Source organism: Kocuria sp. U4B (assembly GCF_054875615.1).
The window spans coordinates 129,040-141,521 of the sequence record NZ_CM142180.1; the positions used below are offsets into that span (position 1 = coordinate 129,040).

The 12,482-nt window shown below is 72.8% G+C and carries 11 protein-coding genes and 1 pseudogene; 7 read left to right on the forward strand and 5 right to left on the reverse strand.

What is annotated here, in order from left to right; all coding sequences use genetic code 11:
- The first annotated feature begins 197 nt into the window (after positions 1 to 197).
- Both srmL and ACYSMR_RS00630 read left to right on the forward strand, forming a co-directional pair.
- Positions 198 to 1,361 (forward strand): PheS-related mystery ligase SrmL, encoded by a 1,164-nt coding sequence (srmL, locus tag ACYSMR_RS00625; protein WP_461747067.1) that lies wholly within the window; start codon positions 198 to 200, stop codon positions 1,359 to 1,361.
- A gap of 586 nt (positions 1,362 to 1,947) precedes the next feature.
- A complete protein-coding gene (locus ACYSMR_RS00630; protein WP_461747068.1) occupies positions 1,948 to 2,553 on the forward strand; it encodes a hypothetical protein in 606 nt (201 codons plus the stop codon).
- A gap of 161 nt (positions 2,554 to 2,714) precedes the next feature.
- Here the strand turns inward: ACYSMR_RS00630 and ACYSMR_RS00635 are convergent, their stop codons facing one another.
- The gene (locus tag ACYSMR_RS00635) at positions 2,715 to 3,041 is read right to left on the reverse strand and encodes a hypothetical protein (RefSeq protein WP_461747069.1); all 327 of its coding nucleotides are present in this window, start codon (positions 3,039 to 3,041) and stop codon (positions 2,715 to 2,717) included.
- A gap of 337 nt (positions 3,042 to 3,378) precedes the next feature.
- Here ACYSMR_RS00635 and ACYSMR_RS00640 point away from each other — a divergent pair.
- The 3 genes and pseudogenes from ACYSMR_RS00640 to ACYSMR_RS00650 all read left to right on the forward strand — a co-directional run.
- Positions 3,379 to 3,810, forward strand: a pseudogene (locus ACYSMR_RS00640) (ice-binding family protein); the annotation flags it as partial.
- 14 nt (positions 3,811 to 3,824) lie between these two features.
- Positions 3,825 to 4,007, forward strand: coding sequence for a hypothetical protein (locus ACYSMR_RS00645; protein ID WP_461747070.1), 183 nt, complete (start codon positions 3,825 to 3,827; stop codon positions 4,005 to 4,007).
- A gap of 289 nt (positions 4,008 to 4,296) precedes the next feature.
- Positions 4,297 to 5,169 (forward strand): hypothetical protein, encoded by an 873-nt coding sequence (locus tag ACYSMR_RS00650; RefSeq protein ID WP_461747071.1) that lies wholly within the window; start codon positions 4,297 to 4,299, stop codon positions 5,167 to 5,169.
- Positions 5,170 to 5,493: 324 nt separating this feature from the next.
- On the opposite strand, the gene ACYSMR_RS00655 is transcribed toward ACYSMR_RS00650, so the two are convergent.
- Positions 5,494 to 6,711: a glycoside hydrolase family 26 protein gene (locus ACYSMR_RS00655; protein ID WP_461747072.1), complete on the reverse strand. Its 1,218-nt coding sequence runs from the start codon at positions 6,709 to 6,711 to the stop codon at positions 5,494 to 5,496.
- Between the two features lie 591 nt (positions 6,712 to 7,302).
- Between ACYSMR_RS00655 and ACYSMR_RS00660 the strand changes: the two genes are divergently transcribed.
- Positions 7,303 to 8,262 carry a helix-turn-helix transcriptional regulator gene (locus tag ACYSMR_RS00660; RefSeq protein WP_461747073.1) on the forward strand — a complete coding sequence of 320 codons (960 nt, stop codon included), beginning with the start codon at positions 7,303 to 7,305 and terminating at the stop codon, positions 8,260 to 8,262.
- Positions 8,263 to 8,476: 214 nt separating this feature from the next.
- A complete protein-coding gene (locus ACYSMR_RS00665; protein WP_461747074.1) occupies positions 8,477 to 9,427 on the forward strand; it encodes a helix-turn-helix transcriptional regulator in 951 nt (316 codons plus the stop codon).
- Positions 9,428 to 9,464: 37 nt separating this feature from the next.
- Here ACYSMR_RS00665 and ACYSMR_RS00670 read toward each other — a convergent pair whose 3' ends face one another.
- The 3 genes from ACYSMR_RS00670 to ACYSMR_RS00680 all read right to left on the reverse strand — a co-directional run bounded on the left by ACYSMR_RS00670 (position 9,465) and on the right by ACYSMR_RS00680 (position 12,265).
- Positions 9,465 to 9,950, reverse strand: coding sequence for a hypothetical protein (locus ACYSMR_RS00670; protein WP_461747075.1), 486 nt, complete (start codon positions 9,948 to 9,950; stop codon positions 9,465 to 9,467).
- Between the two features lie 618 nt (positions 9,951 to 10,568).
- Entirely contained in the window at positions 10,569 to 11,579 is a 1,011-nt protein-coding gene (locus ACYSMR_RS00675) for a GlxA family transcriptional regulator (RefSeq protein WP_461747076.1), read from the reverse strand.
- A 47-nt stretch (positions 11,580 to 11,626) separates the two neighbouring features.
- Positions 11,627 to 12,265 carry an HD domain-containing protein gene (locus tag ACYSMR_RS00680; protein ID WP_461747077.1) on the reverse strand — a complete coding sequence of 213 codons (639 nt, stop codon included), beginning with the start codon at positions 12,263 to 12,265 and terminating at the stop codon, positions 11,627 to 11,629.
- Positions 12,266 to 12,482 lie beyond the last annotated feature (217 nt).

Below are 12,482 nucleotides of genomic sequence, written 5' to 3' on the forward strand. Positions count from 1 at the left end.
CGGCATGCAGCACGGATGCCGGTGCTGGTGATCGTTGCTAGCCTTGATCGCATGGAGCATGCTCAGCGATTTCAGCGCCCCCGGCCGTTCAGTGGCCGCGGGGGCGTGAGCGCGCTACGTCAAGCCGACTAGTCTCCGCAGGCACGGCCGGGGGAACTCCCGTTCCAGCACCGCTCCCGCCACCCCAGGAGACTTCCATGTCGACTCCGTCGTACATCACCCCTGACCAGCTCGCCAGAGCACTGACCCTGCGCGACCTCAGCGACGCGGCCCAAGGCACGCACTCGATGCAGCTCCTGCTGGAGCATCTCGTCACCGAGCTGCAGCACCAATGGGGCAGCTCCGTCCGCCAGGTGCGCAATCCGCCCCTCGTTGCGGTCCACGACAACTACGACCGTCTGGGCTACGACCCCGGCGACGTCACCCGGGCGCAGCGGTACACCCGCTACGCCTCGCCCACCGTGCTGCTGCGCACCCACACCAGCGCGGAACTGCCCACGGCCCTGGAGGACTACCGCACCCGGTCCGGCGTCGACGAGCTGCTCGTCGTCCCGGGCCTCGTCTACCGACGCGATGTCGTCGACCGCACGCACGTGGGCGAACCGCACCAGGTCGATCTGTGGCGGATCCGGTCCGCACCGAGGACGACCGAGCAGGACATGCTCGAGATGATCACCACCGTCGTGGACGCAGTCCTGCCAGGAGCGCGATGGCAGGTCACCGACGTCGAGCACCCGTACACGATCGGCGGACGACAGGTGGACGTGCACCTGGACGGGCAGTGGCTCGAGCTCGCCGAATGCGGGCGCATCCACCCCGATGTGCTGCGCGGGTCCGGCCTCGACCCGCAGAAGTGGTCCGGATCGGCCCTGGGCATGGGGCTGGACCGGGCCCTGATGTTGCGCAAGTCGATCCCGGACATCCGTTACCTGCGCTCCTCGGAGCCGCGCATCGCAGCCCAGATGCTCGACCTGGAACCATGGCAGCACGTCTCGCTGCTCCCCGGGACGCGCCGGGACATCTCCGTCGTGCTCGACGACCACGAGGACGGCGAGACCATCGGTGATCGGATCCGCACAGCTCTAGGGCAGGACGCGGACCTCCTCGAAGCCGTCGAGGTCCTGTCCCTGACCCGGTGCGAGGAGCTTTCCGCCGCAGCCCGCGAGCGCCTCGGCATCGTCCCCGGCCAGAACAACGCGCTGATCCGGATCCACATCCGTCCGCTCCTGCGGACACTCACCTCCGCCGAGGCCAACGAGCTGCGCAACAGGATCTACCTCGCCGTCCATCAGGGACCCCATGTCGAACTGACCCAAGGGCAGGCCGACCCCTCGTGGACGGGCGTGAGCGAGGGCCTGTGACCGGGAGCGGCGTGGGCGTGCACCGATGGAGCCACGGAAGGTGCCGCAGCCACCGCCCGGCCCGACCCGGCGTCGAGCGCCTCCAGGGGACCGGTCGGTTCCACGGTGCTGTCTCGGTGGTGTCCGTGGCACCAGGGCCCGCGCGTCCAGCGTCCGGCCCCTGCGGCCCGGCCGGCGCCCTGCGACCCGGACGCCCCAGTGGGCGCCCCGCGATCCGGACGCCCCGGGAGTGTCCGGGGACGGCGCGGATGGGTCGGCGGTCCAGGAGGCCGGCGACCGCACAGCCGCCCGCCGAGGGCGAACCCGCCGGGCCGTCCCTTGGTCACCGGACCGGGGATCCGGGGTGCATCCGGAGATGACGGGAGGTTGCACCGGCACAGCACGCCAGAATGTCCGTTCGCACCTGGGCAGATGCCTCCTCCGCGCCGGCACTGGACGAAAGTCCTGGAGGCCCCGCCGAGGCGTGGACACGGTGTCCGCGGCTGGCCCACGACCCCCATCGCGGCTCGACTCCATCCTTCGCCCCATGCAGCGACGGCGCAGGGCCTCAGCCCGGTTCGGGCTTCGTCGCGCAACAGGACTTCTCGTGCGTGCTCCCGCCGTCCGTGCCCGCCGGATCGCCGGGCTCTCCGCCGCCCCCGTCGCCGTGCTGGTGGCCGGCGTGATGGTCTGGCAGGGCTCCACCGCCGCCTCCCGCAACTCCTGGGCCACCGGCCAGGTCGCCCTCACCGACGACGACGCCGGCCGCGCCGGCGTCACCGTGGAGAACCTGGTCCCCGGCCGGACCGGCCAGAAGTGCATCGTGGTCACCTCCAGCTCCACCGTGGAAGGGGAGGTGCGCGCCTACGTGCAGAACCTCTCCGGCTCCGCCGCGGGGCCGGAGGACCGCATCACCTTGCAGGTCGAGGGCGGCACCGCCGGGTCCTTCGACGACTGCACCGGCTTCACCCCCGTCCCCGGCGCACTTCCGGCCCAGCCGCTGTCCACCCTGGCCCGGGTCAACAGCGACTACACCTCCGGCGGGGCCGCCTGGGACACCACCGGCACGGCCGGGGAGTCGAGCACTTACCGCGGCACCTGGACCTTCGACACCGCCGGCATGGCGCAGGCCCAGATCGACGCGCTGCAGGGATCCCGCGTCATCGTGGACCTGGTCTGGGACCTGCAGGGCGACGACGCCCCGGCCGCCTGAGCAGCTCTCGCGTGCAGATCCGGACCGAACCAGAGCCCAGCTCCACCGCCGAGTCAGCACCTGCCGGTGTGACGGCCGCGCCGTGGGGCTGGGCCCGGCTCCTGGCCGGGACCGCCGCCCGGATCTACCTGGTGATGCTGGCCACCCTGGCCGCCGTCGCTTCACTTCCGATCCTGCTCGGCCGGCACGCCACCGTCGTCCAGACCGGGTCCATGGAACCGCACATCGCCCCCGGCGACGTCGTGGTGCTCTCTGCCCTGCCCGAGGTCCAGCCCGTGCGGGTGGGAGGAGTCGTACAGTTCACCAGCCCCTCCGGGGCCCGGTCCGGCGGGGTCGACCGGTTGATCCTGCACCGCATCGTCGGTGACAACGACGACGGAACGTACACCACCGCAGGCGACGCCCACGCCGATGTCCACTCCGCCCCACCGGTGCGGGAGCAGATCACCGGCCAGGCCCGTCTGCTCGTGCCCGGCATCGGCCTGCACTCCCTGTGGCTGGTTACCGGCCGGAGCGGACCTCTGGCAGTGTGGGCCGCCGGCACCGTGGGTGCACTGTCGACCGCTCTGGCCGTCTTCCTCCCGCGCCAGCGCCGAGCCGGCCGGCCAGACGGACCGGACGTCGTCCGCACCACGCAGGGGACCCCCGATCTCGCCCGGCCGGGCGCCCTGGCCGTGGTCGGCACCGGAGTCCTGGCCGGCCCGGTGTCCCCGCCGGCCGCACCGAGCACCGCGGCCTTCACCTCCCGCACCAGCACACGCGCCTCCTGGACAGTCGCTGCCGCACCACCAGCGCTGACTCGGGGCCGGGCCGCGCTACGGCCTGCTGGCCTCGGCCGGCACCGTCAACCACACCCCCGGCGGGCACCAGACCACCGTGGGCGGCAGCGTGGGAACCCACCCCGGAACGAACGTCGTGGCGCTGCAGAACAGCGGCGCGCGCCCCAACGTGACCGGCGCCGTCGCAGCCGGCACCCCGGCTGCAGCCTCGGCGATGGCTGACGCCCGTGCCCTGGAACGAGCCCTGACCGCCCGAGCTGTGACTGCGACCCGCCCGACGTCGCCGACGGGCCGGACCACCGCCGGGGTCTACACCAGCACCACGGGGGCCTTCACCGTCTCATCGACCCTGTTCCTCGACGCCCAAGGCGACCCGGCGGCGATGTTCATCTTCCGCGCCACCAGCATCACCGTCGCCCCGAGCAGCCAGATCGTCCTGGCCGCTGGCGCCAGGGCCGCCAACGTCCACTGGCTCTCCGCCGGGACATCACCATGGGGATCAGCGTCACCGCCCGCGGCACCTACCTCGCCCGCGGCAGCATCAGGGCCAACCTCAGCTCCGGCGGGCCCACCCAGCGGTTCACCCTGGAGGGGCGCCTGTTCAGTCTGGGCACCGCGTCCCCCGGTGGCGCCGTCGAACCGAACCGCCCCACCATCACGCTTCCGGCCCCCTGAGCTCGCACGGTATTCGTGGGGCGAGATGGGGCCTCGGGGCAAAAGCCCTGGCTGTCCGACCGTGATGGGTGGCACGTCAGGTTCCCGGATGGCGGACCGCACCCGGGCATCCCTGCTGTGGGTCCCGGCCGTATCGGGCCACCGCCCCGCAGGACGGCGCGGAACCGGCACCGGCGCACCCGGGCGCCGGGTGCACCGGCCCCGGAGAATCGCCGGTTCCCGTGCGGTGCCGTCATGGTGGTCGGTTGCCTGCCTAGGGTGGGTGCCACCGACCCGGAAGGACACCTCCATGCATCACGCTCTCGCCCGTCTCACCGATCCGGTCTCACCGGTCTTCGGGGTCGTCTCGGCCGCCGCCTTCGGGGCTCTGAGCCTGGTGGATCCCGCCGCGCTGAGCCCAGCACGCCGCCGGGCCTACCGGGCGGGCGTGGCCACGACCACGGCGTGGTGGGCCGGGGTCACCACCGACCGGGACCGCACCGCGTTCGTGCCCGCCCACGTGGTGGCCGCCCTGGTGGCCGGCGGGGCCGTCTGGGCCCTGGCCGGGCCCTCCGAGGCCCTCGACGCCCGGGTCGTGTCCCGGTTGCACGCAACCGGGGTGCGCCGTCCTCGGCGGTGGCTGGCGGAGGTCTCCGCCGCCGGTGTCCTGGCGTCCTTCGCCGCCGACCGCGCTGCGGCCGGCACCGAGGAGGGGGTGTGGGTGGACGAGCTGCTGCGCGCCCGCCCCGTGACGCCACAGGTCCGTCAGATCATCGAGGGAATCCTCCAGGCCACCGACACCCCGGACGCTCAGGTGCTGCTGGCCCAGCTGGACGTGGCCCAGGAGTCCTACTACGACACCGGCGCCGACGTGGAGGCGGGCACCGGCGGGTTCTCCCCCATGGTGGAGTTCGAGGTGCCCGATGAGGTGGTCCGCGTGGTGCCGCACTCCCAGGTCCACCCGGTCCAGGCCCGGTTCCGGGCCAGCGGCGGCATCGAGCTGCAGGTGAGCCTGCAGCTGCACCGGGGCAAGCTGGCCCACCTCACCGTCGAGTACCCGGACCAGGACGAGGTCGTCGTCGGTGACGCCCTCGTCGAGGAGCTCGTGGACCGCTGGCCCGACCCGGCTCAGCTCCGGTATGTGCTCGACGGCTCCGACGGCGCCTCCCACCCGCTGCCCTGAGCAGGCCCGCGCCTGCAGGACAGCCCCACCCGGCTCGGGGCATCCGGCGGCCGGTCGGCGCGGCCCCGATCCCGGCCCGCGCAGTACCGGAGGGAGACCATGGGCACCGGCCGCCCCGTCCCGCCGAGGGCGGCACGACCGGCGCACCAGGCGTTCTCGCCGGTCACCAGCACCCGGGGACTGTGCCGGCGTGGCAGCTCCTGCACCGGCCCGGGGCCTGAGCGCACCCGCACGACGTGTCGGTACCCTCCGGTTCTCCGTGCCGGGTTCTCGCGCACGGTCACACGGATGCTCGCCTGAGCGCAAGCGGCCGCGGTGGACGCCTCAGGTGCCCGGTGCGGTGCAGGAGGTCTCGGGGGCGTAGCGCAACCAGCCAGGAAGAGCTGCGGTGAAGGCCGCGCGGACGGCAGGGTCGTTGGTGGTGGTCCAGTCCACCTCCCCGTCGATCTCCACCTCGTGCTTGTCCCACTCGAACCAGTTGATCATCTTCAGCTGCGGGAAGTCCCGGGGGATCGAGGAGTCGAAGACCTGATCCCACCAGGCCTGCTTGATCTCCAGCTCCCCCGCCCCTTCCGCCACGGCCGAGGCGTAGAGGGCACCGGTCTCCGGAATGGACACCGGCTTGCCCCGGTCCCTGCCGTACTCGGCGTAGAAGTCCGGCACCGCGGTGTCGTCCCCGCCGGCCCCGTCGTAGGTGCCGGTCAGCTGGGCGAGGAACTTGCCCTCCTCCGGGACCTCGTTCTCCTCCCACGGGTGGGCATCGCCCCAGTGGTAGAGCGACATCCCCACCCAGTCCACGTACTCGTCCCCGGGATAGTAGGGGGCATAGGAGTCATCAGCCATCGTGAGCTCCCCGTCATGATCGGTGTCCAGGATGGCGAAGTCCTCGGTGCCGGGCTCGGCCTCGTGGGCCCCATCGGCGAACGGGTAGCCGCCCCCGTAGTTGGGGGCCCACATCATCGCCGACCCCGGGGCCCTCTCGTGCACCGCCTCCGCCACGCGCCGGTAGGTCTTCACGTAGGCGACCGGTTGCTGCCCCCAGGCATACCAGGAACCGTTCATCTCGTGAGCGAACCGCACGATCACCGGCACGCCTGAGTCGTTGATCTCGGCCAGATCCGCCGCCAGCTCCTGCGCCGTCTCCTCGGTCACGGTCTGCAGCCCGCCCTCGGGCTCGAGGGTCAGCAGCATCATCTGCCCGTCGGCGCGGATCTGATCAGCGGCCATCCGCAGATACCGGTGGCCCCGCTCGTCATAGGGAAACCCGGTGAACGAGACGCTCACCGCCGGCTTGTGGCCCAGCCGCAGGGCGTAGTCGGCCAACGGCTTGTCCACCCAGTCCAGGTTCACCCCGAACAGCGCCCCGGCCTCCGGGACCAGCTCCTCCCGCCCCAGGACCTCGCACCGCGGGGCGACCGATGCCTGCTGCTGAGCGGTCTGGGCCTCCTGCCGGGACCTCTCCGACAGGTCGGTCCAGATGCCGACCCCGCCGTAGGCCAGGGTGCCGATGACGACCAGGGACACCAACGTGGATTCCTTCACCGTCCCAGCCTAGTAAAAACCAATGAATATTCATACGTATGACTGTCTCCTCGGGCGTGGACAGCATGAGCGACATGACGGTGTCCGGCCAGATCGACCCCCCGCCGCGCCCAGGCGTGCAGTGCCGGTGCCGGCGAGGGGCAAGCCGGGACGCTCCTGCCCTTCCTTCCGGTGGCTGCCGCCCCGGGGGCAGACCCGACCCCGGCACCGACCGGGCAGTCCCTCACCGCCCCTGGGGCGTCGCCCACCGGGAACGCCGCACTGCCGCCTCCTGGGACCGCTACGGACAGGCCCCAGCCACCACCCTGCCTGCATGCCCGGTCATCGCCCGTCGGAGCGGACCCGGTGCGAGGCACGGCCTGGACGCCAGCCGCTGCCGGGCGCGCCGGTGGTGGGCTGCCCGGGACGCGCCGAGCGCGTGGGCCACCGGGGACCGTCACAGCCGTTCTCCACCGGCGACTCCGAGAGGTCTCCCACTGACCCGGGGACGGGGCATCGACCCGTGACCGCGGTGGGGCGCAGGCGCCGTGACACGTGGGGGCCTCCCCGGGGTGGTGTACCGGAGGGTGGATGCGGCGTAGCGTCCTGCCCATGGGGGACGACGTGCAGCGGTCGATGTTCACCACCCACGACCGAGCAGAGGCCCTGGCCGTGCTGGAGAAGGTCTACGCCGTGCGGGGAACGCACCAGCCCTCGACCGACGACGTCTCCGTGAGCGTGTCCACAGCCGGCACCGGGCCCGTGGCCCTGGAACGGGTGCGGTGGCAGGGCGCCCCGGCAGGCGGGGTCGGGGAGCACCCCGGAGTGCTGCGGGTCGGGCAGGTGCTGGGGGGCGCGGTGAGGGTCACCAGCGGCCGGGACACCCTCGCGTGCCGGGGCCCGTTCCTCCTGCCCCAGCAGCCTTATACGAGCCTCTGGGAGGACCTCGATGTGCTGACCCTCTCCCTGGACGCCGCAGTGGTCCAGGACGAGGCCCGGAATCTGTTTGCCTCCGATGTGCTGCGCCTGGAGTTCAGGGGTGCCGGCCCGGTGACCCCGGCCCTGGGCCGGTACTGGGCGGGCCTCATCGCCCACGTGGGCCGGGACCTGCTGCCGTGTGAGGAGGTGATGAGCAACCCGCTGCTGCGGGCGGAGATGACCCGGTCCCTGGTCACCGCGCTGCTGCACGTCTTCCCGAACTCGTTCCTCGAGCACCTCCAGGACCCCGCCCCAGCACCGCAGCCCGGCTCCGGTGGGGTCCGGCGGGCCGTGGCGTTCATCGACGCGTCCCTGGGCGAGCCCATCGGGCTGGCCGAGATCGCCGCGGCCGCCCGGATGAGCCCGCGAGGTCTGCAGGCCGCCTTCCGCCGGGAGAAGGGCACCACCCCGCTGGAGTACCTTCGCGCCGCACGGCTGGAGGCGGCCCACGCCGACCTCGTGGCCGCCGACCCCACCACGGGGGTGAGCGTGGCGGCGATCGCCGCCGGCTGGGGGTTCGCCCACCCGGGGCGGTTCGCCGCCGCCTACCGGAACCACTACGGCCAGGCCCCCTCGACCACCTTGCGCAGCTGATCCCGGCGCGCGAGGCACGCACGGGCGGAAATGCTCCGAGGTCATCTGTCCCGGGGGCCTGGGCGGGGCCCGGGACGGTGGCTAGCCTGGACGACATGATTGCCGCTGCCGTGGGGACAGCCGGAGCCTGGGCTCGGGACAGCCCCGGGGGGATGCCGCCCGGGGTTCTCGCGCCTGGGGACACTGCACCGGACGGAGCCTGCAGGGGGTGGACGTGACGCAGATCCCGCCGATCCGTCTGCGCTGTGTGACCACCGATCCCGATGTGGTCAACGAGCAGCTGTCCCGGGCCTACGCGGGCGCGATCATCCATCCGCTCCGCGATGACCCGGCCTTCGTGTACCGCCAGGACGTGGACGGTGACGCGGAGCTCGCCCTGGGCCGTTTCCACTTCCGGGGTCAGGGGCAGGTGCACCTGGTGCTCGAGGACAGGGTCACGGTCAGCCTGCCGCGGTCAGGGACCCATCGCTGGGAGATCAACGGTCACCGCGGCACCGGCCTGGCGGTGAAGCAGCCGCACCAAGACTATCAGGCCGCACTCGAGTTCCTGAGCCTCGACACGGTCGATCTCAGCCTGGCCACCCTCGCCCGGACCGCCCGCACCGCCTACGGCAACGAGTCCCTCCGGGTCGTCTTCACGGCCCCGGGCCCGGTGTCGGCGCAGATGGCCGCCTACTGGCAGACCACCCAGGCCTTCGTCCACCGGGCGCTGACCGACCCCGAGATCGCCTCCGTGCCGATGCTGCGGGCCGAGCTGGTGCACCGGATGACGGTGGCCACCCTGGAAGCCTTCCCCCTTGCCGGGGACCCCCAGGCCCGGCGGGAGACGGTGGCGGCCCGGCAAGCCGCCTACACCCGGGCGGTGCAATTCATGCACGCCGCCGTCTCGCTGCCGATCACCGTCGAGGACGTCGCCCGCCACGCGCACCTGAGCACCGTCGAGCTCACCCGCACGTTCCGCGCCCACGCCGACACCACCCCCGGGGCCTATCTGCGCGGGCTGCGGCTGGCCGCCGCCCACCAGGACCTCGTCGGGGGTGATCCGACCGCTGGGGACACCGTGGCCGCGATCGCCGCGCGCTGGGGCTTCGCCCACCCCGGGGACTTCGCCCGCCGCCACCGTCAGGCTTACGGCCAGAACCCCGCCCACACGCTGCGTCACTAGGCCGTGTCCTGCGAAGCGGTGCTCCGGGAGTCCCCGGTCAGTGCAGCGGCACGACCGGAGATCCGTCCTGCCGGGTCGACGGAGGTGAACGGCGACAGCCCGGCTCGAGCCTGGCGTGGTGGAGGCACAGCACTGCGGCCACGACGAGGCCGATCGACCCCACCGCCGCCATCGTGGCCACCACCACCGGACGGGGTTGGAGCTGCAGCTCGAAGGGCAGCCGCAGCACGAACATCTCCACGGCGGCCCCCACCGGCACCACCAGCCTGCAGAGCAGGCCCGACCGGCCGGAACGGGTGGTCCAGGCTCCGACCGGGCCGAGCACCAGCCCGAGGAGAAGAGCGGCCGCGCCCCAAAAGGTCGTGTCGCCGATGAGACCGTCCCATGACGTGACGACGGGCGCCTGGGTGGGATCGATGTTGTACACCAGGTGGTCGCGATCATGATGGGTGTAGACCCCGTTGCGCAGATCGACCAGGTAGTACCCCACCACGGCCGGCAGCAGCGTGCCGACCGCGGCCACGGCCGGCCGTCGCCGCGCAAGGGCGCCGACCAGGATGCCGAGTCCGGCCCAGGACCAGCCGACCCCCCAGGACCTGGGACAGAACGACCAGGGCAGGATGAGCCGCCGAGACCGCGTTGAGGCCCGCGACCAGGGCCCCGAAGCAGAACCCGCCCACGGTGCAGCAGAGCACCTGGGTGCTCCCGCGACTGTCTGAGGCCATTGCTCCACCGTACCCATGGGGCCGCGCCGTCCCGGGGAGGCGTGAGTGCACGTCCTGACCCGTGGTGCTGTCGCGACCACCGCACGGTGGCGGCGAGGGGCACCTCGGCCCGGCGGCAGGCGGCGCGTCAGGGGGAAGCTGCCGGATGACCACTCCCCTACGTGGACACCGCCCCATCGCCGAGGGGTCCCCACCGGCACAACCGGAAGCTCCCGGATGCTGCGGTGGAGGGCGGCCCCCGGCATGCCCGGGACGCGGTGGGCACCGTGCGGCCGAGGAGGCCCTCACTGCCACGCCCGGTGCGGGGGCGAGACAGCACTTCCGCGGGCGGGGCGTCGAGGGCGGCGAGCAGCCACTCCGGCGGTTGTCGCTGCGACCCTTGCGGCATGAAACCCCGACCGTCACCTGTCGACGCTTCAGTCCCTGCTCTTCCCGGCACTGAGGCCCGTCCGACCGAGCTGTCCGCCGGTGTGGGTGGTGGAGAACCGAGCCCGGTACTGGCTGGGCGCGACACCGAACCGCGCCACGAAGACCCGGCGCAGGGTCTCGGTGCTGCCGAATCCGGCGGCGCGGGCGGTGACGGTGATGCTGTGCCCGGCGTCGAGGAGCACCTTGGCGTGGTCCAGGCGCGTGCGCTCGACCAGCCTGGCCGGTGAGATGCCCAGTTCGGCCGCGAAGAGCCGCGCGAGATGCCGGGGGCTGAGGCCGACGGCGGCTGCCAGCGACCCGGTGCTGTGGTCGAGCGCGGGCTGCGCGGCGACGAGCTCGACGGCGGCGCGCACCGCCGGCGCGCGAGGTGACCGCAGTCGCAGAGAGTCGGAGAACTGGGACTGGCCGCCTGGGCGCTGCATGAACATCACCAGGTTGCGGGCGACGTCGCGGGCGAGGTCCGGCCCGTGGTCGCCCTCGACCAGGGCCAGGGCGAGGTCGATGCCCGCCGAGACCCCAGCCGAGGTGAACACGCCCCGGTCCTCCACGAACAGGGCATCGGACTCCACGCGGACATCGGGGTGGGCGCGGGCCAGGAGCGGGGCGTGGCGCCAGTGCGTGGTCGCCCGCCGCCCGGCCAGCACCCCGGCGGCGGCCAGGACGAAGGACCCGGTGCAGATGGAGACCAGCCGGCGCGGTCGGTCCCCGAGACCCCGGACCGCATCGACCAGGGCCTCGGGGATCGGCGCGGCCACGAGGCCGTCGCCCCCGGCGACGACCACCGTGTCGACGTCGGCCACCTCCGAGGCGGGCGCATCCACGGGCAGCCGGGTCCCGATGGAGGTCAGCACCGGCGCGCCTGACGGCGAGGCGTAGCTCAGCGCGTAGTCCGCGCCGAGGGCGTTGGCCTCGGCGAACACCTCGGCCGGGCCGGCGACGTCGAGCATCTTCACGCCGTCGAACACGAGGAACACCACACGCCGGGTCTGGGTCGTCACGATCTCACGCTACCGTCCGCGCCTCACCGGGTGCGCTCCGGGCCGGTTCACTCGGGCCAGGCGTTGTCCTGGATGATCCGCACGAAGTCCTCCCTGCGGAAGCCGGGGTCGAAGTGGGCGAGCACGTCGTCGTTCATGGTGCCGAAGGTCGTGCCGGGCCGGTCGGCCATGCCGTCGTAGAAGGCCCGGAGGATGCGGTTCTTGAAGTCCGTGCGGGGGTGGGCGGCGACGACGGCGGCGCGGTCGGCCTCGCTGATCCGGTCGAGCTCGAGCCCCAGGACGTCGGTCTCCACGCCGAGGGTGACGACCGCCACCTCGGGGCCCAGGTGGTGCGGGATCTCCGGGGTGGTGTGCAGGGCGATCGCCAGCCACACGGTGCGCGCCTCCTCCCGCGACCGGCCGTGGTCGCGCAGGAACGCCTGCGCCGCCTCGGCGCCGTCGATCTCGAACCGCTGCTCTCTCGTGCGGTGGGCGGCGGTGAGGCCCAGGTCGTGGAACATGGCGCCGACGTAGGCCAGCTCCGGGTCCACCTCGAGCCCCCGGGCGGCGGACTGGAGCATCCCGAAGAGGAAGACGCGGCGGGAGTGGTGGAACAGGTTCTCGTCGGCGGCCTGCCGCACCAGCGTCGTGGTGTCGCGGGCGAGGGCGGAGTCCGGGACGGCGATTCCGGCGATCGTTTCAGGCACTGTCTCTCCTCGTGGTCGGTGCGTGGCGGGACCGCTCATAGCCGTCCTCCCTCCACCCTCCCCGCTCGGCGGACCGGGGTCCACTGTCCGGGCGGACGACCGTCCCACAGATCCGGACATCCTCCGCCGGGTACGGCGTCATGGGCCGACGGAGGGGAGTCGGGGCCGCGGACCGGGGCGTCCGGCCGGCCCCGCATCCACCGGTAGAGGAGTCCAG

What these genes read in the sequence shown, in the direction of transcription:
- srmL (WP_461747067.1), top strand. Translation starts at nt 198, where the DNA reads ATGTCGACTCCGTCGTACATCACCCCTGACCAGCTCGCCAGAGCACTG.
- ACYSMR_RS00645 (WP_461747070.1), top strand. Translation starts at nt 3,825, where the DNA reads ATGGGGATCAGCGTCACCGCCCGCGGCACCTACCTCGCCCGCGGCAGC.
- ACYSMR_RS00650 (WP_461747071.1), top strand. Translation starts at nt 4,297, where the DNA reads ATGCATCACGCTCTCGCCCGTCTCACCGATCCGGTCTCACCGGTCTTC.
- ACYSMR_RS00660 (WP_461747073.1), top strand. Translation starts at nt 7,303, where the DNA reads ATGGGGGACGACGTGCAGCGGTCGATGTTCACCACCCACGACCGAGCA.